Source organism: Roseovarius lutimaris, assembly GCF_900115165.1.
GTDB classification, from domain to species: domain Bacteria; phylum Pseudomonadota; class Alphaproteobacteria; order Rhodobacterales; family Rhodobacteraceae; genus Roseovarius; species Roseovarius lutimaris.
Map to the genome: position 1 here is coordinate 86,895 of NZ_FOVP01000006.1, position 19,627 is coordinate 106,521.

Below are 19,627 nucleotides of genomic sequence, written 5' to 3' on the forward strand. Positions count from 1 at the left end.
GCCAAGACTTGCCCCCATGGTGTCATTCCCGGCGCCGCCATCAATCGTGTCATCGCCCGCGCCACCATTGACGACGTCATTGCCAAGGCCGCCATCCATGAGGTCATTGTCCTGACCACCGCCCATGAAGTCGTTGCCGTCGCCGCCATCCATCGTGTCGTCACCGAGGCCACCACCCATGTTGTCATTGCCGGCATCGCCGTTGACCACGTCGTTCCCGTCGGAACCCGCGAGGTTGTCATCTCCATCGCCACCATTGAGAACGTCGTTTCCGCCCAGACCAAAGACGCCATCGTTGCCACCTTCGCCCGACAGGGTATCGTCACCTGTCGTACCGGTAAGGGTGTTCGCCGTGTCATCACCCGTCAGGTTGACGCCGCCGGAATCGTCGTTGGTGATGATCGTGCTCGCACTCGATGCCACGATAGAAACCGTGTCGCGCACGGCCGCATCGAGACCGATGTTGACCGATACGGTTTCATCCGCCTCCAAGACGTTATCCCCGGTGACCACGACCGAGACATTGCGGAATGTCTCACCGTCGGCGAAGGATACCGTCACCGGATCCAGCGAGGAGGACACATCGTCGGCATCCGCAGTCCCGCCAAAGGTGACATCGACATCCAGCGCACCGGAGGTGTCGCCGATCCGATAGATCCGGAACAGTGCCGTCGTTTCGCCGGTATTCCCCTCATCAAGCGCCACCGAGGACGCGCTCACGCCAATAGATGGCCCGAGAGTGGGTGTATTCTGTGGTGCAGTCTCGACCGTTGGGGTCGCTGCAAGTTGCGTTGCGCTATCGGCAAAGCTTGGGTTGGAAGTCAGCGCCACGTCGAGGATCGCAGCGTCGCGCAGAATTGGATCGGTTAGACCCGCTGCATCGACGATGGCCGTGGCATTCGCCACCACCTGTGGCGGCAGATCGTCAAGGGTGAGCACAACGCGCGGGAAGCTGTCATCCTGGAAGTCCGCCGTGGTTTCACCCGCGGCACGATCAAACAGCGCGATATCCTCAGTAATCCGCCAGCTATCGGCGTATTCCCCATAGAGCACATCGAAATCAATCGGCTGCGACAACACTGTGCCATCGCGTGTCGCCAGATCGTTGGTCGTGTCGCCATCGGCATTGCCCAGCAGACCATGCACCGACCCGCCTGCGCGGGTGTCGTTGAGGAAGGCACAGACGTTCATGTAGCCGTCAAAGAGGCCGGCCTTGACCTGCTCGCCTGACGCCGTCACCACTGTGTATTCATTGCTTTCAGAGTCAAAGAATACTTGGCCGCCGCCCACATCCACTGGCCCTGCCAGAGTGTCGATCTCGGTCGGCACACCGTCAATGGTCAGCGCCGGATCGCCGGTCGCGTCGATCTGAATCCGGGTGCCATCCACATCCATCGCCATTACGGTGATGATCGACACGGCATCGTTGATCGGCTCTGTGCGAACCTGCACGTTGATTGGATCGCCCGAAGTCGATTCAAGCAGAGTGAATTCCCCAACCGCCTGGAAATCATAGCCAAGCCCGTCCAGCGTAGTGAGGTGCGGGTCGCCAAAGATATCGGCCTCGACCGGCGGCGGCGGCGGCGCACGGACGATATCGTCGTCGATGATCGTTCCGGTGGCGAATTCCGCCCCGGCAAACAGCACATCCACAGGCACGTTCGGGTCCGATGCCACCGCATCAATGATCTCGACACTGAAGGTTTCATCGAATTCCGGGATCGTATCGCCCTGAATCGTAAAGGTCACCGTGCCGCTTGTGGCGCCCGCCGCGATGGTGCCCATGTCCACGGTCGGAAGGTTGACCCCCATATCAGCATTGTTGGCCGTATCGAAAAAGTCAAAGAAGGCCTCTACATCGACATCAACATCGACATCCATATTGCCGAACCGGTTCACATCAAAAGAGATGTCGACCGTCCCGGTATCGCCCTCAAGCACGCTGGCGTCACTGATGGTAAGATAAACTGGCGCGGGATCGGGATCTTTTACGTCAATCGTCACCGTCGCCGAGTCGGTCAAAATTCCGTCACTGATCGTATAGCTAAAGCTGTCGGTGGTATCCAACCCCGCCGCAAGTGCGTCAAAGGCCCCGTTTGGATCATAAAAGAACGATCCATCCGCCGCGAGCGTGATCTCGGCCCCGGAAGGCAGAATCACACTGTCGCCGACACTGATCGGGCTGTTACCCGCAGCCCCTGATACTGTGATCACGTCGAAGGGGTCTGGATCGTTGTCGTTGGCCAGAACGCTAGGTGTCAGGATCAAACTGCTGCGGTCGGTGGTGAACCCCGGAGCCATGTTGCCGCCGTCGTTGATCGCCACCGGCGCATCATTGCCTTCGGAGACGATAGAGGCTTCGGTTGTCAAATTGAAACCGGCAAAGAAAATATTGTCGTCATTCGACGGGTTCAGCGTCTCGACAAGGATCAGACGGTCACCTGTCACCAAAAAGCCATCCTGTGCCAGATCATAAAGCTCGTCATCCGAACGCTGAATGTCTTCCGGCGTGTCACCACTGGGCAGCGCCGCCGGATCGACAGGGTTGGCCGGATCGTCGCCGACCCCGCCGATGGTGACCAGGCCGCCATTGCTTCCGGCGCCGTCGTCATATCCGCCCGCCGACGATGTCAGAAGCTGGCCATTGACGTCGATATTTGACTGCTGATCAAAGAACCCACCGCCGGATTGAAAGCCAAAACCGATGCCGAGCGACATCAGCACTTCCAGATTGCCATCGACCAATAGCGGATTCGCGAGGCTGAGGCTGAAATCGTCGCCGGACTGATTGGTGAAACCGTCAAACAGCACGATGGTGCGTTCTGCTTCATTCGGATTGCCATAGACCACTTCAAGCGTGTAGCCGTCGATGCTGCTGCCCATGTTCTCGACACTGAAGACGATCGGGTTTGGATCCCCATCGCCGACCACATCGCTTACAAAGCCGGTCACATCGGCACGATGTGCCTCAAGCGTAAACCCATCTGTCACGCCAAGTGGAATAAACTCGTTCTGCGCCGTGATCCCGTCGCCATTGTCGTTCACGACAGTGATCGCCTGATCTCCGCTTGAAAACGTCACCGTCGGATCGGTAAAACTTGAAAACGTCGTTGCATGCAGGAAAGCGGCGATGACCTCGGAACCCTCAGGAACGACAGCTTCGATATCGCCGCCATTGGTAAAGCTCCCTGATGTGCCGTCCAAAGACCAATTGCCGTTGCCGAAGAATGTAAAAAATGAATTCAAAGCCATGATAGATCCCCCCTAGAACCCGAACGCTCACAAAAAAGTGAACGAGTCGTTAATGAAAGTGATTTCTCATGTTGGTATAACTTCGGCTTTTATGCAAGATTCATATCAAAATCACCTTATTTCCGCATTTTCTGGAAAATGCAGACCGCAGAAGGCCCTAGGTCGGGCGTCAGGCGTGAAGGGCGGTGTCGATGGCCCCGCTTAGTTTTTGCACCAATTCGTCGATCTGATCGTCGCTGATGATAAAGGGCGGCGCCAGAAGCACGTGATCGCCGTTTTGCCCATCAATCGTGCCGCTCATCGGGTAACAGATCAGCCCGGCCTCAAACGCGGCTTTCTTGATCTTGCCGGCAATTTTGCGCGCGGGATCAAACGGCGCCTTGGAGTCGCGATCGGCCACAATCTCGACCCCCTGAAACAACCCCCTGCCGCGAAGATCGCCAATATTGGGATGCTGGCCAAATTGCGCCTCTAGGGCCGCCATAAGGCGCGCGCCCTGGGTTTTCACGCGTGGAATAAGGTTACGATCCAGCAAGGCGCTGACCACGGCAACCCCGGCGGCGGCGGCGGTGGGGTGACCAAGATAGGTATGGCCGTGCTGAAAAAACCCGCTGCCGTTCTCGATCGTCTGATAGATTTGACGGCTGCACAGCATCGCGCCGATGGGTTGATAGCCCGCCCCCAACCCCTTGGCGATACAGAGGATATCGGGGGAGACGCCGTCCTGTTCGCAGGCAAACAGGCTTCCGGTGCGGCCCATGCCACACATCACCTCATCAAGGATCAACAGGATACCGTATTGATCGCAAATCTCGCGGATACGTTTGAAATAGCCCGGCGCGGCGGTCAGCGCCCCGGCGGTGGCGCCAACAACCGGCTCGGCGGCGAAGGCCATGACGTTTTCCGGCCCGACCCGCAAAAGCTCTTCTTCCAGCAGGTTTGCGGCGCGCAACCCGTACTCCTCCAGCGTCTCGTCATCGCGCTTGAGACGATATTCATAGCAGGGGTCAATATGGCTCATGTCGATCAGGAGCGGGCCAAACTGGGCGCGGCGCCATTCATTGCCCCCCGCCGAAAGCGCGCCCATGGTATTGCCATGATAGCTTTGCTTGCGTGCGATCAGGCGGCCGCGCTTGGGCTCGCCCTTTTCAACAAAATACTGGCGCGCCAGTTTAAGTGCGGCCTCCATCGCCTCGGACCCGCCGGACACCAGATAGACCCGGTCCAGATCGCCCGGCGCATGCGCGATCAGAAGATCGGCCAGCGTCTCGGCGGGTTCAGAGGTGAAAAACCCGGTATGGGCATAGGCCAAGCTATCCAACTGTGCCTTGACCGCGTCGATGATGCTCTGGTCGCCGTGCCCAAGGCACGACACTGCCGCACCGCCCGAGGCATCAAGATATTGCTTGCCGCTGGTGTCATAGAGGTAACATCCCTCACCGCGCGCGGCGACCGGGGGTAACTGCTTGGTATGGCGTGGGAAAATATGCGACATGGGTGCCTCCTATGCGGCGCCCGGTATTTGCACCCGGCGGCCGCCTTCCTGAAAATGATCCATCGTTTGCGACCAGACGGTGCCCGGCCAGCGGACCTCCATCTGTTGCAGACGTGGGCGATAAACGGCGGTGTAAAGCGTGCCAAACCCGGCGGAAAAGGCCGTTGAATAGAGCGGCGGGCGCAAAAAGGCGTTGATGAACTTATCCTCGGGATCGCGGTGCAGCGTCAGGCGTTGCAGCAGATACCGCTCACGCTCGACCGTGGCGGTAAAGCGGGCATGGCTGACCCATTCGACGTTTTCCTGATGGTTGGTTGCAACGGCGGCATGGGTGATCACAGCCGGGCGGTCGGGCGCCATCATCGCGGTCAGATACTGCCGTTTGGCATCCAGAACGGTGACATTATAGCTCATATGTGTCGGCACGCGGGCCAGCACGGCGCCGGCCTCTTTGGCGGTCTCGCAGGTCTGCAACACATAGCGCAGGATAAGCGGCACGCCAAACCCCTCGCCGACCACCCGCCTGCCGCCAAAGGTAAGCGAGATCGCAAGGCCCGCGTCATTCATCCCGTCAACCAGACCCCAGAGACCATCCGAAGTGCCGATCACATGCCGCCCCTGCCAGCCGGTCCTGAGAATCAGGCTATCAAAAGCGTTTGGGTTATAATCGTAATTGCGCACAAGAACCGGTTCTTCGCCGGTCCAGATCGCCTGGCTACAGCCCGAAAGATAGGGTGGCGGGCAATAGAAGCTAAGAAAGCGCGCGGCCTGATCGCCGCCGCCAGCCAATTCGCACAGGGTATCGTAAAGCGGTACGATCTCGGGCATGTGATGCTCAAGGGCGCGACGGCTTTCAAGGTATTTGGGCCGCGCCGCTTCGCCCTCTTTGAGCCACCAGCGCTTGTAGTCGGGCCAATATTCGGCGAAAAGCCCGGCCCATTTCGGGCCGGGCGAATCTTCACTTAATGCGCGCCAGAGCATCGCAACTTCCTTACATGATCTTGAACGCCGGATCGGCCAGGGCAGGCTCCGCACTGGCAACCGGCAAGGGCTTACCGGCCACGGTCTGCTTGATGCCGTGAATCCACTTTTTCGCGCGCTCATTCAACTGAAAACTTTTGGTCATCGAGCGGCCACGCGTCACGAGAATGCCGATATCGGCACCCTCATAGCGGTAATCACCGGGTTGCAGAATCCGCAGGAAAAACGCCTCGTTTTCCGATTCAACCGCACGGCGGTGATAATCGAACCGGTCAAAGACCACACGGCCATCTTCGAGCATCTTGTAGATGCCGGTTTCGGGCGCGTCGGTGCAGATATCAACGCTATCCTCGGTGTGTTTGATCACCATCTGCGACCAGCTGTCGATCATGTCGGGGTTAGCCCACCGGTTATTCAGCTCGTCGACATCAAGGTCGAACTTCTTCTTCGAGAATTCCAGCAGATGGAACAGAAACAACGGCGCATCCGCATGGGCAAAGGCGGCGTGGTTGGTCATCGACGACGCCCCGGTGATGCGCGGGTTCAATTCACCCAGCCACAGATCGCCGGTCTTTTTGTCGATCAGGAAATCAAGCTCGAAATACCCGCGATAACCCTCTTTGCGCAGTTGCTCGCCGAACTTAAAGGTTAGCTCGCGCGCTTTCTGGCGCACCTTGGGCGGAAAGGCAGTGGACAGAATTTCGTTGCCACACCAGCCGCCGCGATAGGGCGTCAAATCCTTGAACCCGACAAGCTCGGTCATCAGCGGGCCAACGATGGTGCCCTCTTTGGTGGCACAGGCCTCGATTGCCGAACCCCGGCAATCAATCCGCTTCATGATCTTGATCTCGCCCTCGCCGATGATCTCATGCTCGTGACGGCGAAAGTCAGCCTCGGATTTGATGAAAAACGTGGTGTGGCCACTATCGCCAAAGGCCGATTGCAGGACCAGATCATGCCCGATCCCGGCCTTTTCACAGGTTGCGCGCAGATCCTCATAGGACGTGACTTCGGCCAGAACGTTGGGCACCGAGGGAACACCGGCCTTATTGCCGATGCGGACGGTTTCGATCTTGTTGTCCATCTTGGTGCGCAGCTTGGCCTTGGGAAACCAGACATCGGCGCCCAATTCTTTCGACAGACGCTCGGTTTCTTCGTCAAACATCAAAAACACGAACTTGGGCTTGCCACCGCGCCGCTTGATGAAATCAATCACCTCCTTGTGCTGTAGCAGATAGTTGTTGATATCCTCGATTGACTGAAACTCGGCATGGGGCTGTTCCGAGGGGCAGAACACGTTCGGGTGCTTGCCGCCGTAACAGTCGATGTAACAGATGTATTTGAAGTTCTTCACCCACTCATCAAGGCCGAGAAGGTTAAAGTTGGTGGCCGAGATAAAGTAAATCGGATCCTCATTGCGGTGAAAGAACCGGCGGATCTCCGAGATATTCTTAAGCACAGTTGCCATGTTGTTTTCCTTCCCTATTCGGCTGCAGTCTTGATGGGTTTGGCCTTGGGCAAGGCGGCCAGGGCCTCTGGTGTGAAAACCCGCAACCCAAGGTCGGCGCGGTAGCCATGAATTTCATTGACGTCGAGCGCGCGCATGAAAGCAAGGATTTCCTTGCTGATCACCTGCCCCGGCACCAGGATCGGAAAGCCTGGCGGATAGGGGATAATAAAGCTGGCCGAGACCACCTCTTGACCGGCCTCAAGCGCGTCTTTCAGCGATCCATCGAGTTCAAGATAATCGCAGTTCTTGAGGTCATAGCTCAGGTAATAGGCGGTCCTGATATCGCCCTCAGGCGTCAGGTTATCCGGCCGGAACGCATCGTGAAAGCGGCTGAAATCCGGCAGGGGCGGATAATTTTCGGTCAGGTTCTTGACCCGCCTGTCAAACGAAAGCCGCTCCATGTTCGATGCATCGTCCAGCAGATCGTCAAGGTCTTTGGCTATCTCGACAAGCACCTCGATCAGATAGGCCACCGACGACCGCGTGGTGCCGATATTTGTCATGAACAGCACGGTATTGCGCGAGGTCTTGTTGATCTGAATGCCGTATTTGTCCATCAGGATATCGGTCTTGAAGGTGTCGCCATCCCAACCCGTTCCGCCAACGGCAAGGGTCACGCGGGTGGCATCAAGCACGAAATCATCCTGCTCCCAGCAATCCCACATGTCGGTCCAGCCCTGATCATTGTGAAAATAGCTGGTGACGCCACTTTGCCGATGATGCTCGGGGATCATGTCCCCGGCGGTCAGGACCTTGAAATACTTTTGTAACAGGGGGTGTGTGCTGACCGCCTTGCGCATCGACATTGCCGCTTCGATCTGGCGCTGCACGAATTCAAAGCCCTCAAGTTCCACCTGACGGCGCCCGACATCAAGCGAGGCGATGATTTGATAGTTGGGCGAGGTTGACGTGTGGGTCATATAGGCTTCGTGAAAGCTCTGTTCGACCTCGCCTTTGAAATCCTGATCGTTGACGTGGATCATCGACCCCTGCCTTAGCGAGGTCAGCGTTTTATGCGTCGATTGGGTGGCATAGACCCTTATGCGCGCATTGGGCGGCGCAACAAGCCGGGTTTCAAGCCATACGTCATCCGGGGCATCGGCCAACTCTTCCTGCTGGGCCTCATAGGTGCGGCGGTGCGCCTCGGTGCGCAACCGGCGGCGCAGGTTGTTGGCTGTCCGCATGCCGGTGCGTTGCCGATAGGTCGGATTGAAACGGGCAAAGGCAAACCATGCCTCATCCCAGAGAAACACAAGGTCGGGCTTGATCGCCAGACATTCTTCCATCACCCGCTCGACATTATAGACCAGCCCGTCAAAGGTACAGTTGGTCAGCAAGAGCATACGCACGCGATCAAGCTTGCCCGCCGCCTTGAGCGCCAGAAGCTGATGCTTGATCTCGCGCAGCGGGACCGCGCCATACATCGAGTATTCATTGAGCGGATAGCTATCGAGATAGACCACCTCGGCCCCGGCCAGAACCATGCCATAATGGTGCGATTTGTGGCAATCACGGTCCACAAGCACGATGTCACCGGGACGCACAAGCGCCTGCACCACGATCTTGTTGCAGGTCGAGGTGCCGTTGGTGGCAAAGAAGGTCTGTTTTGATCCAAACGCCCGGCTGGCAAGTTCCTGTGCTTCCTTGATCGGGCCGTGCGGCTCCAAAAGGCTATCAAGCCCGCCCGAGGTGGCCGAGGTTTCCGCCAGAAAGATATTGGGGCCGTAAAACGCGCCCATATCCTGAATCCAGTGGCTGCGGCTGATGGATTTGCCGCGGCTGATCGGCATCGCGTGAAATACGCCGGTCGGCTGCTTGGAATAGTTCACAAGCGCCGTAAAGAACGGCGTCTTGTTGCGCGCCTCAACCCCACGCAGGATATTGAGGTGAAGCTCCATAAAGTCTTCCTGATTGTAGAAAACCCGCCGACAGATCCCAAGATCAAGCCCGGCGATATCCTCGACCGAGCGTTCAGTGACAAGATAGGCATCCAGCTCAGGCCGGACCCGGTCAATCAGACGACACAGCTCTGGCCCATAGTTTTCCGGCAGCATCGTATCAATTTCGCCAAACTCACTGGAACTGGCGAGGTACTTGGCCAGAATTTCATTGTCGTTCTTTGATTTCAAAACAAGACCGGGACGCACGACAATCGCCTGAATGTTGTGGTTGAACAGCACCGCGATCAGCGCGTCTTCCAGACTGGGCACGACAACCGCTTCATAGTGAAACGGGTCCTCGGCGCGGCGCATCTTGGTCACGTTGGATTTCAGCCAGCGTTCTTGCTGTTCGCTGACATTGTCGACGATCAGCACCTCGAAATAGGGCCGTGCCATGGCGCGCGCTTCGGGGGACAGCATTGCCTCGTCGTTATGTTCTTCTTCGTCCAGACTGTCACGATCCAGCGGGATCGTGCGGCGCCGATAAGCCCCGGTGGTTAAGGCGCGGGTGATCCGGTTCACGCCAAAGGACAGATCGTCGAAATTGCCATGCTCGAACTGGCGGCGCATGTGATCAAAGGCCGCCATGCCGGGAAAGGCCCAATAAGGCTCGATCACGGCGAGCGCGTCAAACAGATCGGCCACCCGAATTTTCAGGGCGGCGATCTTTTTCGCGTCCCTCTCACGGCAAATTGAGGTTGCCGCCTCGCGCAACGCGCTCCACCGGTCGGAGCGAAGCTGCGTTGCGGAATAATAGTCGCTTACAGAATCCACTGATCTTTCTCCCGCTTTGAAGCCAGGGTGCGATCAATGGGTCGCGGACGCAAGGCGCCCGCACTCCTGCACCCTAGCCGACTGTTGTTCGGCCCTCGAAAGGGGTCGTTCCGTACCCAAGGGCACGTTTGTGATTGCGTTCTTCGGCCTTGGCGTCGGCCGGCACATCCACATGCAGCCCGGCACGCGATCCCTGCTGGGGAATTTCCAGCGGCCCAAGTGTTTTCAGGTAGCTGTCGGTGCCGCTGTGGCGATCATAGACCGAAAAATCAACCGACCGGTCACGAAAGCTCTTGAGAACCTGACCAAGCCCCTTCATCCCGGTTTCGCGCTGACGGCGCACCATCGACATGTCCACCTCAATCGGGAACATATCCTCTTGTCCCGCCGATTGATGCAGCACCAGAGAGGTCGGATCAACCACCAGGGATTTACCGACGCCACCGGCGCCGAGGCCATTTACATCAAACACATAGCACTGAAACTGCGCCGCCGTGGCGCGGGCGATGGCAAGCTCGGCGTCGCGATCCGTGGTGCCGGTCAGAACCGGGTGAAGCAGCACTTCCACCCCCTGACTGGTCAGTTCGCGGGTGGTTTCCGGGAACCACATGTCGTAACAGATCGACAGACCAAAGCGGCCAACATCCGGCACATCAAAGACACAGAAATCGGTGCCCGCCGCGATCCCTGACTCGTAGGGAAGGAATGGGAACATCTTGGCATAGCGGCGAATCACTTCGCCGTCGGGGTTGATCACAAGCGCAGTGTTGTAAATCTTGCCATCCACCGGCGACGTCAGGAACATCGAGCCGGGAATAAGCCAGACCTTGTGTCGCCGCGCCGCATCACAGAACTTGTCGATAACGTCATTTTCTCGCGGCAGGGCATACTCGTCGAGCGGGCCAAAGGGCGAAAGTTCGCTGAACATCACCATCTGCGTCCAGGGAAAGCGCGCCATCAGCACGTCCAGACGGTGCAGCATGCCATCCACATTGGGTTGCAGGGCGTTGACGTACATCTGTACGCCGGCAATTGCGAAAGGGGTCATAGTGTAAGGTCTCCGTGGCAGCAGAGCGGCCCGGATTGGGCACATGGTGTCTCTGCTTTGCGCACCTCTTACGCCCTAACCACCAGAACGGAAACAGGCGATCTGCGCACAATCCTGTCAGCATTCGAGCCGACAAGGAATTCGCGCAGACGGTCGGGCCTGTGGGAGGCCATAACCACCAGATCACATTCAATTTCTTCGATAATCTTGAGAACTTTGCGATGGATCTTGCCAAAGGCAAGGTGCTGCTTCACGGCAACATCATCGGGTATTTCGGCAACAACGAGCTTGTTCAGCGCCTCGCTTGCGGCGGCAACGGCCCTGGTTTCGAAATCCTCGGGGAAAAAGCCTTCGACCAGCGGCGTGCCCATATCGGGCACCACCGATATGATGTGCAATTTGCCCTTTGAGGTGCGCACAAGCTCTATCGCCTGTGGCAGGGCCTTTTCCCAGGATGCGGGTGCATTCAGATCAATCGTGAGCAGGACTGTATTGAACATTATCTCTCTCCTCAGGCGGCTGCGGCTTTGCGCGGGGCGCGTGCGTTGCGGCCCCGCTGAAGGAACACGACAAATCCAAGAAGCAGGAGCGCCGGAATGAACATCAGGTATTTGCTGGGCTGACCCACCGGGCGCAGCACCCGCAACACTTCCTGATCCCAGTCAAGACCGGCCGCTGCCCCGGCGCTGCCAAAGGCGACATCGTCGATCAACAGGGTGTCGCCCTCGTTGCGGAACGCAAGACCGGCGTTTTGCAATCGCTCTTCGCCGGTGGCCCCCTCCTTGATCGGCAGGATCGCCACAAACTCGATCGGATCGCCAAGATCGTTCATGCCGGCCACGCGCAGGCGCAGATCCTCGCCCACGGGCGTCGCCATCGCCGCCTCGGCAATCTCGGTCGGGTTTTCCTCGCTATAGGGCGGCGAAACCATATCCATCCAGAACCCCGGACGGAACAGAGTAAAGGCAATCAACAACAGGGCCAGGGTTTCGTAAATGCGGTTTCTGGCAATGAACCAGCCTTGGGTCGCCGCCGCAAACAACAGCATGGCAATCGTCGCGACAATGAAGACAAAGACCCCCTGAATCCACGTCACATCTATCAGCAACAACTCGGTGTTGAAGATGAACAGGAACGGCAAGGCGGCCGTGCGCAGCGAGTAAAAGAACGCCACAACCCCGGTCTTGATCGGATCACCGCCCGATACGGCGGCGGCGGCAAAGCTTGCAAGGCCCACCGGGGGCGTCACGTCGGCCATGATCCCGAAGTAGAACACAAAGAGATGCACCGCGATCAGCGGCACGATCAACCCGTTCTGCTGGCCCAGGGTCACGATGACCGGCGCCAGAAGGGCCGAGACAACGATATAGTTCGCCGTGGTCGGCAGGCCCATACCAAGGATAAGCGACAAGATCGCGGTCAGGAACAGGATGGCAAGGATATTGCCCCCGGACAGAACCTCGACCACATCGGCAAGCGCCGAGCCGACACCGGTCTGGCTCACGGCGCCGACGATGATACCGGCGGTTGCAGTAGCAATGCCGATGCCGATCATGTTGCGCGCGCCGGTTTCCAAGCCGTCGATAAGATCCGTGACGCCGGCCTTGAGAGCGCCGCCAAGCCTGCCCTCACCGCGCATGATCGCGGTCAGCGGCCGTTGGGTCAGCAGGATGAACACCATGTAGGTGGTCGCCCAAAAGGCCGACAGACCCGGCGAAAGGCGATCCACCATCAGTGCCCAGACCAGGACCACAACCGGCAGGACAAAATGCAGGCCCGAGCGCACCGTTGGCCCCGGAAGCGGCAGCGAGGTGACCGGTGAATTGGGGTCATCAAGCTCAAGCGGTTCTTCCTTGGAGGCGATATAAAGCAGGCCCATGTAAACCAGTGTCAGAAAGACAAAGATGATATAGCCCGCCGTCGCCGGAAACGCCGGGCGAATCCAGCCCATGCCATAGTAGACCGCAAAGGAAATCGCGCAGATCGCGGCGATGGTAAAGGCGATGCCAATCAGGCGTTGCACAATCGGTTTGGGCGTATAGGCGCGCGGCAAGCCCTCCATGCCGGCTTTGAGAGCCTCAAGATGCACGATATAGACAAGCGCGATATAGCTGATCACGGCGGGCAGAAAGGCGTGTTTGACCACGTCGAAATAGGGAATGCCAACATATTCCACCATAAGGAAGGCCGCAGCCCCCATCACGGGTGGCATGATCTGGCCGTTGACCGAGCTTGCAACCTCGACTGCGCCGGCCTTTTCAGAGCTAAAGCCGACCTTCTTCATCAGCGGGATGGTAAAGGTGCCTGTGGTCACGACATTGGCGATGGATGAGCCAGAGATAAGCCCGGTCATCGCCGAAGAGACAACCGCCGCCTTGGCGGGGCCGCCCTTCATGTGACCCATCAGGCTAAAGGCGACCTGAATGAAATAATTGCCTGCCCCTGCCCTGTCGAGCAGTGAGCCGAACAGGACGAACAGGAAGACGAAAGAGGTCGAGACCCCCAAAGCGATGCCAAAGACGCCCTCGGTGGTGATCCATTGGTGGTTCACGATTTCCGACAGGCTATTGCCCTTGTGGGCAATGATGCTGGGCATATAGGGGCCAAGCACCGTATAGACCAAAAAGACCGATGCCACGATCATCAAGGCCGGGCCAAGCGCGCGGCGCGTCGCCTCAAGCAAGAGCATCAGGCCAATCACGGCAACCACGAAATCCTGCAAAATCGGCGCGCCAACGCGGCCCGAGATATCGCGGTAATAGACATAGAGATAAAGCGCCGCCAGGGCGCCGACGACGGCCATGGCCCATTCCCAGACCGGCACCTTGTCCTTTGGCGAGCCAAGCAGCACCGCCGCGACAAGCGCGATCGCGATCAGCGGGATCCACCATGTGGTCGTGCCTTCCTTTGCCCCGACCATGAACAGGAACGCCAGAACCACCGGCACAACAACGCCAAGCCCAAGCTGAAATTTGGTGCGCGCCGCCGGAAAGGCGGCGAAGGCCAGGAACATCGCAAAGGCCAGATGAATCGAGCGGCTTTCGGTGTCGTTGAACACTCCCCAGCCGACGATGAACGGGATCGGCGAGGCAATCCAGAGCTGAAACAGCGACCAGGCAAGCGCGACGCAGGTCAGAAAGATGCCGACGGTCCCGGTGGACCCGCGCCCGCCCGTATCGGACGAGGCGACCAGCGCGTCGAGTTCTTCCTGTGAAAGCCCGCCACGGTCTTTGGTTTGCTGCTGGTTTGGATTGTCCGACATGTCAGTCCCCCGCGGCCCGTGATCCGGGCGCTTGATTGATGTGTCTCAAAGTCCGGTGCGGCAAACCCGTGTTGCCGCACCGTTTTTCACGTGCTGAACAGGCCTCTGGCCTTATTTCCAGCTACGCTCTTTGTAATAGCGCACGGCGCCATCATGCAAAGGCGCCGACAGGCCGTCATTGATCATGCCCTCTTCGGTCAGGTTCTCGAACGCCGGGTGCAGGCGCTTGAAGCGGTCAAAATTGTCGAAAACCGCCTTCACAACCTGATAAACGACGTCGTCATCCACCTTGGCCGAGGTCACGAAAGTGGCCTTTACGCCAAAGGTCGTGGTGTCATTGGGCGAACCATCATACATGCCGCCCGGCACGGTGGCCTTGGCATAAAACGGATTGTCGGCGATAAGCTTGTCAATCTCGGGGCCTTCCACCGGCACAAGAACCGCGTCAACGGTCGATACGGCCTCTTGGATCGACCCATTGGGATGACCGACCGTATAAATGATCGCGTCAACCTTGTTGTCGCCAAGCGCTGCGGCCTGTTCGGCGGGCTTAAGCTCCGAGGCAAGTGCGAAATCATCCATCGTCCAGCCAAGCGCTTTCATCACGACCTGCATGGTGGCATACTGACCCGAGCCGGGGTTGCCGATATTCACGCGCTTGCCCTTGAGATCGGCAAAGCTTGTAATCCCGGCATCGGCGCGTGCAATAACCGTGAACGGCTCGCCATGAACCGAGAACACGGCGCGTTCGTCCTTGAACGCATTGCCTTCAAACTCGGACGTACCGTTATAGGCGTGGTACTGCCAGTCGGACTGGGCCACGCCCATATCCATGTCACCCGCCATGATGGCGTTGATATTGGCAATCGAGCCGCCGGTCGACGGCGCCGTGCATTTGAGATTGTGCTCTGCAGTGCCACGGTTCACCAGACGGCAAATCGACTGGCCAACCACAAAGTAAACGCCGGTCTGGCCGCCGGTTCCGATGGTGATGAATTTTTCTTGGGCGAAACTCGCCGTGCCGGCCAACATGGCCCCGGCAAAGGCAAGTGATTTGAAAAGCTTCATAGTGTTCTCCCGGTTATCTTGATTAGAATCGCCACCCTTCAAGGATGGTCTCGTTCAGTTTCTTCTTACACCGAGAACTTGCGTGCACTCTGTCGCACATCACAGCCCGCGAGCGTAAAACGGCATTTGGACAGACTGCCCGAACATGCGACCTTTCAGCGCCTCATCTCTGTCCCACAGTACCAGTCTGCATTGTTTTCACTTCTTATCAAGAGGCTAGTAGTGTTTAATATTTTGAGCAAGTTGTATATGTAGAGAAAACAGGACCGCGTTGTCGGCATTTAACAACGGCTCATTTAAGTGGCGCAAAACCATGACGTGGAATTGCGAAAAAAGATTGCAGAAACGCCCGTTTTCAACAGGCCGCCAGACGGATGTCCTTGGCGCGCACCAATAAGGAAGCCGCACCATGAACGCGCCCCAGATTGACGGCGGCGCCATTGAAATTAAGGACATTTAATAAGACGTTAGAGCCGCCCTTGATGCCGCTGACGGTGCCCGGCTTGATACGCTTCTTGACAGTGTAGCCTTAAGCGAAGCCCTGCACGAGGTCTTGTCGTTTTCGCCCGCAGGGCGCGATGCGCCGATCGCCTTGCTCTCGCCTGAACTGACCTCGCAGCTGATTGACGAAGCCCCGCCCGAACTTGCCGGTGAAATGATCGTAAGCCAGGAAACGGCCAAAGCGGTTGAAATTTTCGACGACCTTGATTCTGACGCTCAGGCCGATGCGATTCTGGCCGGGCTTGTTCCGAAAGACGCCGCTCGGGTGCGCCGTCTGGCCGAATATGACGCCGGAACCGCCGGTGGTCTGATGCTGGCGAATGCCTTTCAGTTTCGTCCAAACCAGACAGTTGGCGTGGTGCCGCTGCGTCTCAAGCGTGTGTGACAAGACCCGGCGGTCTCCAGCGGCCCGCTTTTGAGAATAATCACCGATATGGCCGGATTCTTTTTGGTTCTCAGCCTCGCGTCGCTCATGATGCCCTTGTTGGTGCAATGAGGCAAAAATTCAGACGTGCCGTCGTAAAGATTCGCAGAACGTGAAAGGACAACCATATGCAGAAGTTGAATGAAATGGGGCGCTTTGCAGCTTTTGCGCTGTCAGGGTTATTGGCGGTCGTGTCCCTCATTGGCCTTTTCTGGTCGGTCTGGATGCTGATCCCGCTGGCGTTTTTCGCCGGGCTGACGGCGCTTGGTATCCTGGATGTGACCCAGAACAGCCATTCGATCCTGCGCAATTATCCGGTGATCGGGCATATGCGGTTTTTGTTCGAGGGCATCCGCCCCGAAATTCGCCAGTACCTGATCGAAAGCGATCAGGACGAAGAACCCTTTAGCCGCGATGCCCGCTCGCTTGTCTATCAGCGCGCCAAGGGGATGGAGGACAAGCGCCCGTTTGGCACGCGGATGCGGGTCTATGATGCGGGTTATTCCTGGGTCACGCATTCGGTGATGCCAAAGCATCTTGCGGATACCGATTTTCGCGTGCGCATTGGCGGCGATGACTGTGCCCAGCCTTATGATGCCTCGATCTACAACATCTCGGCGATGAGTTTTGGCGCGCTCTCGGCCAATGCGATTCTTGCGCTGAACACCGGCGCCAGGATCGGCGGTTTTGCCCATGACACCGGTGAGGGCGGGGTAAGTCGTTATCACCGCGAGGGCGGCGGCGATCTGATCTACGAGGTCGGCTCGGGTTATTTCGGCTGTCGCAACGACGATGGCAGCTTCAACGCGGACAGGTTCGCCGAACAATCGGCCAGCCCACAGATCAAGATGATCGAGCTGAAACTGAGCCAGGGCGCCAAGCCCGGCCATGGCGGCATGTTGCCCGCCTCCAAGATCAGCCCCGAGATCGCCGAGGCGCGCGGCGTACCGATGGGCCAGGATTGCGTATCACCGGCTTCGCATTCCGCCTTTTCCACGCCGATCGAGATGATGCAGTTCCTCAAGCTTCTGCGCGATCGCTCGGGCGGCAAGCCGGTGGGGTTCAAGCTTTGCATCGGTCACCGGCGCGAATTCATGTGCATGGTCAAGGCGATGATCGAAACCAGGTTCACCCCGGATTTCATTGTTGTTGACGGCACCGAAGGGGGCACCGGCGCCGCACCGCTGGAATTTGCCAATCACATCGGCATGCCGATGGTCGAGGGGCTTACCTTTGTGCACAACACTTTGCGCGGTGCGGGTCTGCGCGATCAGGTCAAGATTGGGGCGGCGGGCAAGATCGTTTCGGCCTTCGACATCGCCCGCGCCCTCGCGCTTGGGGCCGATTGGTGCAATTCGGCGCGCGGTTACATGTTTGCCATCGGCTGTATTCAGGCGCAGGCCTGTCACACCAACCACTGTCCTGTCGGGGTCGCGACACAAGACCCGATGCGCCAACGCGCGCTGGATCCGGTCGGCAAAAGCAAGCGGGTCGCAAGCTTTCACCGTAATACGCTGGCGGCCCTGGGTGAAATGACCGGCGCGGCCGGCCTGTCCAGTCCCGGCGAATTTCTGCCGCGTCACCTGATGATCCGGCAAAGCGATGCGCAGATGGTCACCGGCGATGAAGCCTTTGCGCTACTGCCTAACGGGTTCTTGCTCAAAGAGGGCAAGGCGGATCCGGGCGGCTATCGCACCCGGTGGGACCGCGCCCAGGCAGAGCAGTTCGCACCAATCGACTGATCCAGCGCCGATGCACAGGCATAAAAAAGGGGCAGGCAACCGCCCGCCCCTTTTTGACATTGTAATCTGGCTTAGCCTTGCAGTTCGGCCATCGCGTCGATCAGGGCGGCTTCGAAAATCGCGAGGCCCTCTTCGATGATCGCATCCGAGGCGGTCAGCGGCACCATGATCCGGAGCGCGTTGCCGTGCATGCCGCAAGCCAGCAGGATCAGCCCGCGTTTGAGCGCATGCGCGACCACCGCCTTGGTCAGCGCGGCATCGGGCGTTGCACTGTCGAAATCGGTCACGAATTCGACCGCCAGCATGGCGCCAAGGCCGCGAATATCCCACATGCGATAGGGCGCGACGCGGGCGCCGATCTCGGCAAAGCGGGCGCGGAAATGCTCGCCAAGCTCGGTCGAGCGCGCCAGAAGGCCTTCTTCTTCGATGGCTTCAATCGCGGCGAGTGCTGCTGCACAGGCGACAGGGTTGCCGCCATATGTGCCACCCAGGCCACCGGGGATGACCGCATCCATCACCTCGGCGCGGCCAATCACGCCGGCAATCGGATAGCCGCCAGCCATGGATTTGGCGACGGTAATCAGATCCGGCACAACGCCCGAATGTTCAACCGCGAACCAGGTGCCGGTACGCCCGAACCCTGCCTGAATTTCGTCAGCGATCAGCATGATGCCATGGGTGTCACAGATCTCGCGCAGGGCCTGCATCATTTCAAACGGCACCGGCGTATAGCCACCCTCGCCCAACACCGGCTCGATGATGATCGCGGCAATCCGCTCGGGCTGTGCATCGGTCAGGAACAGGTTCTGCAACCCGGTCAGGGCATCCTGCACGGTGATGCCATCGCGAACGCTCGGGAACGGCGCGCGGAAGATATCCGAGGGGAACGGGCCCACATCTTTCTTGTAGGGAGAGATCTTGCCTGTCATGCCAAGCGTCAGCAAGGTGCGACCATGATAGCCGCCGGTAAAGGCGATAACGCCCGGGCGCCCGGTGGCGGCGCGGGCAATCTTGACCGCGTTTTCAACCGCTTCGGCGCCGGTGGTGACCAATAGCGATTTCTTCGCGTGATCGCCGGGGGCCAGATCGTTCAGTTTCTCGGCCAGGGCGACATAGGGTTCGTAGGGCACAACCTGAAAGCTGGTATGGGTATAGTGATCTTCCTGCGCCTTGGCGGCGGCGATCACCTTGGGGTGACGATGCCCGGTGTTGAGCACGGCAATCCCGCCGGCGAAATCGACATAGCGGTTGCCCTCGACATCCCACAGCTCGGCGTTTTCGGCATGGCTCGCAAAGACCGGCGCGGCAGACACCACACCACGTGCCACAGCCGCCTCGCGACGCTTGAGCAGCGCGGCATTGTTTTGCGCGCCAACCGAGGCCACCACGTCAACCGCAACATCCGGCACGACCGAAATGTTGGTCTTGGGCTTGGCCGCCGCCTTGCGGGGCTTTTTCTTTACGGTATTGGACATATCAATGTCTCCTTGTTCAGACGAACACCTGTCCCATCCGGGCTGTGTTTAAAATTCTCATAATACGTTTAATTTACCTGTCAATCCCGTTTTCACCAAGCCATTATCACTCTGCGACAAATAGGAGTAAATCATCGCGTTTGGGTCTAAACTGG

Annotated in this window: 12 protein-coding genes; 2 read left to right on the forward strand and 10 right to left on the reverse strand. The window is 58.5% G+C overall.

From position 1 onward, the window contains the following. The 9 genes from BMZ91_RS21610 to BMZ91_RS06840 form a co-directional block, all read right to left on the reverse strand. Positions 1–3,252 (reverse strand): VWD domain-containing protein (locus BMZ91_RS21610; RefSeq protein WP_218145649.1); only part of this gene is annotated, 3,252 nt, incomplete at its 3' end. A 169-nt stretch (positions 3,253–3,421) separates the two neighbouring features. Further along, entirely contained in the window at positions 3,422–4,747 is a 1,326-nt protein-coding gene (locus BMZ91_RS06805; protein WP_092836080.1) for an aspartate aminotransferase family protein, read from the reverse strand. A 9-nt stretch (positions 4,748–4,756) separates the two neighbouring features. Beyond that, positions 4,757–5,728 (reverse strand): C45 family autoproteolytic acyltransferase/hydrolase, encoded by a 972-nt coding sequence (locus BMZ91_RS06810; RefSeq protein ID WP_092836082.1) that lies wholly within the window; start codon positions 5,726–5,728, stop codon positions 4,757–4,759. 10 nt (positions 5,729–5,738) lie between these two features. Beyond that, complete coding sequence (locus tag BMZ91_RS06815; protein ID WP_092836084.1) at positions 5,739–7,196, reverse strand: biotin carboxylase; 1,458 nt, start codon at positions 7,194–7,196, stop codon at positions 5,739–5,741. Positions 7,197–7,210: 14 nt separating this feature from the next. Continuing rightward, the gene (locus tag BMZ91_RS06820; protein WP_092836086.1) at positions 7,211–9,952 is read right to left on the reverse strand and encodes an aminotransferase class I/II-fold pyridoxal phosphate-dependent enzyme; all 2,742 of its coding nucleotides are present in this window, start codon (positions 9,950–9,952) and stop codon (positions 7,211–7,213) included. 73 nt (positions 9,953–10,025) lie between these two features. Beyond that, entirely contained in the window at positions 10,026–11,000 is a 975-nt protein-coding gene (locus BMZ91_RS06825; RefSeq protein ID WP_092836088.1) for a carbon-nitrogen hydrolase family protein, read from the reverse strand. A gap of 68 nt (positions 11,001–11,068) precedes the next feature. Continuing rightward, on the reverse strand, positions 11,069–11,500 hold the full coding sequence (locus BMZ91_RS06830; protein ID WP_092836090.1) for a universal stress protein: 432 nt from the start codon (positions 11,498–11,500) through the stop codon (positions 11,069–11,071). Positions 11,501–11,511: 11 nt separating this feature from the next. Next, the gene (locus BMZ91_RS06835) at positions 11,512–14,262 is read right to left on the reverse strand and encodes a TRAP transporter permease (RefSeq protein ID WP_092836092.1); all 2,751 of its coding nucleotides are present in this window, start codon (positions 14,260–14,262) and stop codon (positions 11,512–11,514) included. Between the two features lie 111 nt (positions 14,263–14,373). Next, positions 14,374–15,330 (reverse strand): TAXI family TRAP transporter solute-binding subunit, encoded by a 957-nt coding sequence (locus BMZ91_RS06840; protein WP_092836094.1) that lies wholly within the window; start codon positions 15,328–15,330, stop codon positions 14,374–14,376. Positions 15,331–15,883: 553 nt separating this feature from the next. On the opposite strand from BMZ91_RS06840, the gene BMZ91_RS21410 reads away from it, so the two are divergent. Both BMZ91_RS21410 and BMZ91_RS06850 read left to right on the forward strand, forming a co-directional pair. Continuing rightward, on the forward strand, positions 15,884–16,216 hold the full coding sequence (locus BMZ91_RS21410) for a magnesium transporter MgtE N-terminal domain-containing protein (RefSeq protein WP_177193805.1): 333 nt from the start codon (positions 15,884–15,886) through the stop codon (positions 16,214–16,216). Between the two features lie 167 nt (positions 16,217–16,383). Beyond that, positions 16,384–17,997, forward strand: coding sequence for an FMN-binding glutamate synthase family protein (locus BMZ91_RS06850; protein ID WP_092836096.1), 1,614 nt, complete (start codon positions 16,384–16,386; stop codon positions 17,995–17,997). A 71-nt stretch (positions 17,998–18,068) separates the two neighbouring features. On the opposite strand, the gene gabT is transcribed toward BMZ91_RS06850, so the two are convergent. Continuing rightward, complete coding sequence (gene gabT, locus BMZ91_RS06855; RefSeq protein WP_177193806.1) at positions 18,069–19,472, reverse strand: 4-aminobutyrate--2-oxoglutarate transaminase; 1,404 nt, start codon at positions 19,470–19,472, stop codon at positions 18,069–18,071. Positions 19,473–19,627 lie beyond the last annotated feature (155 nt).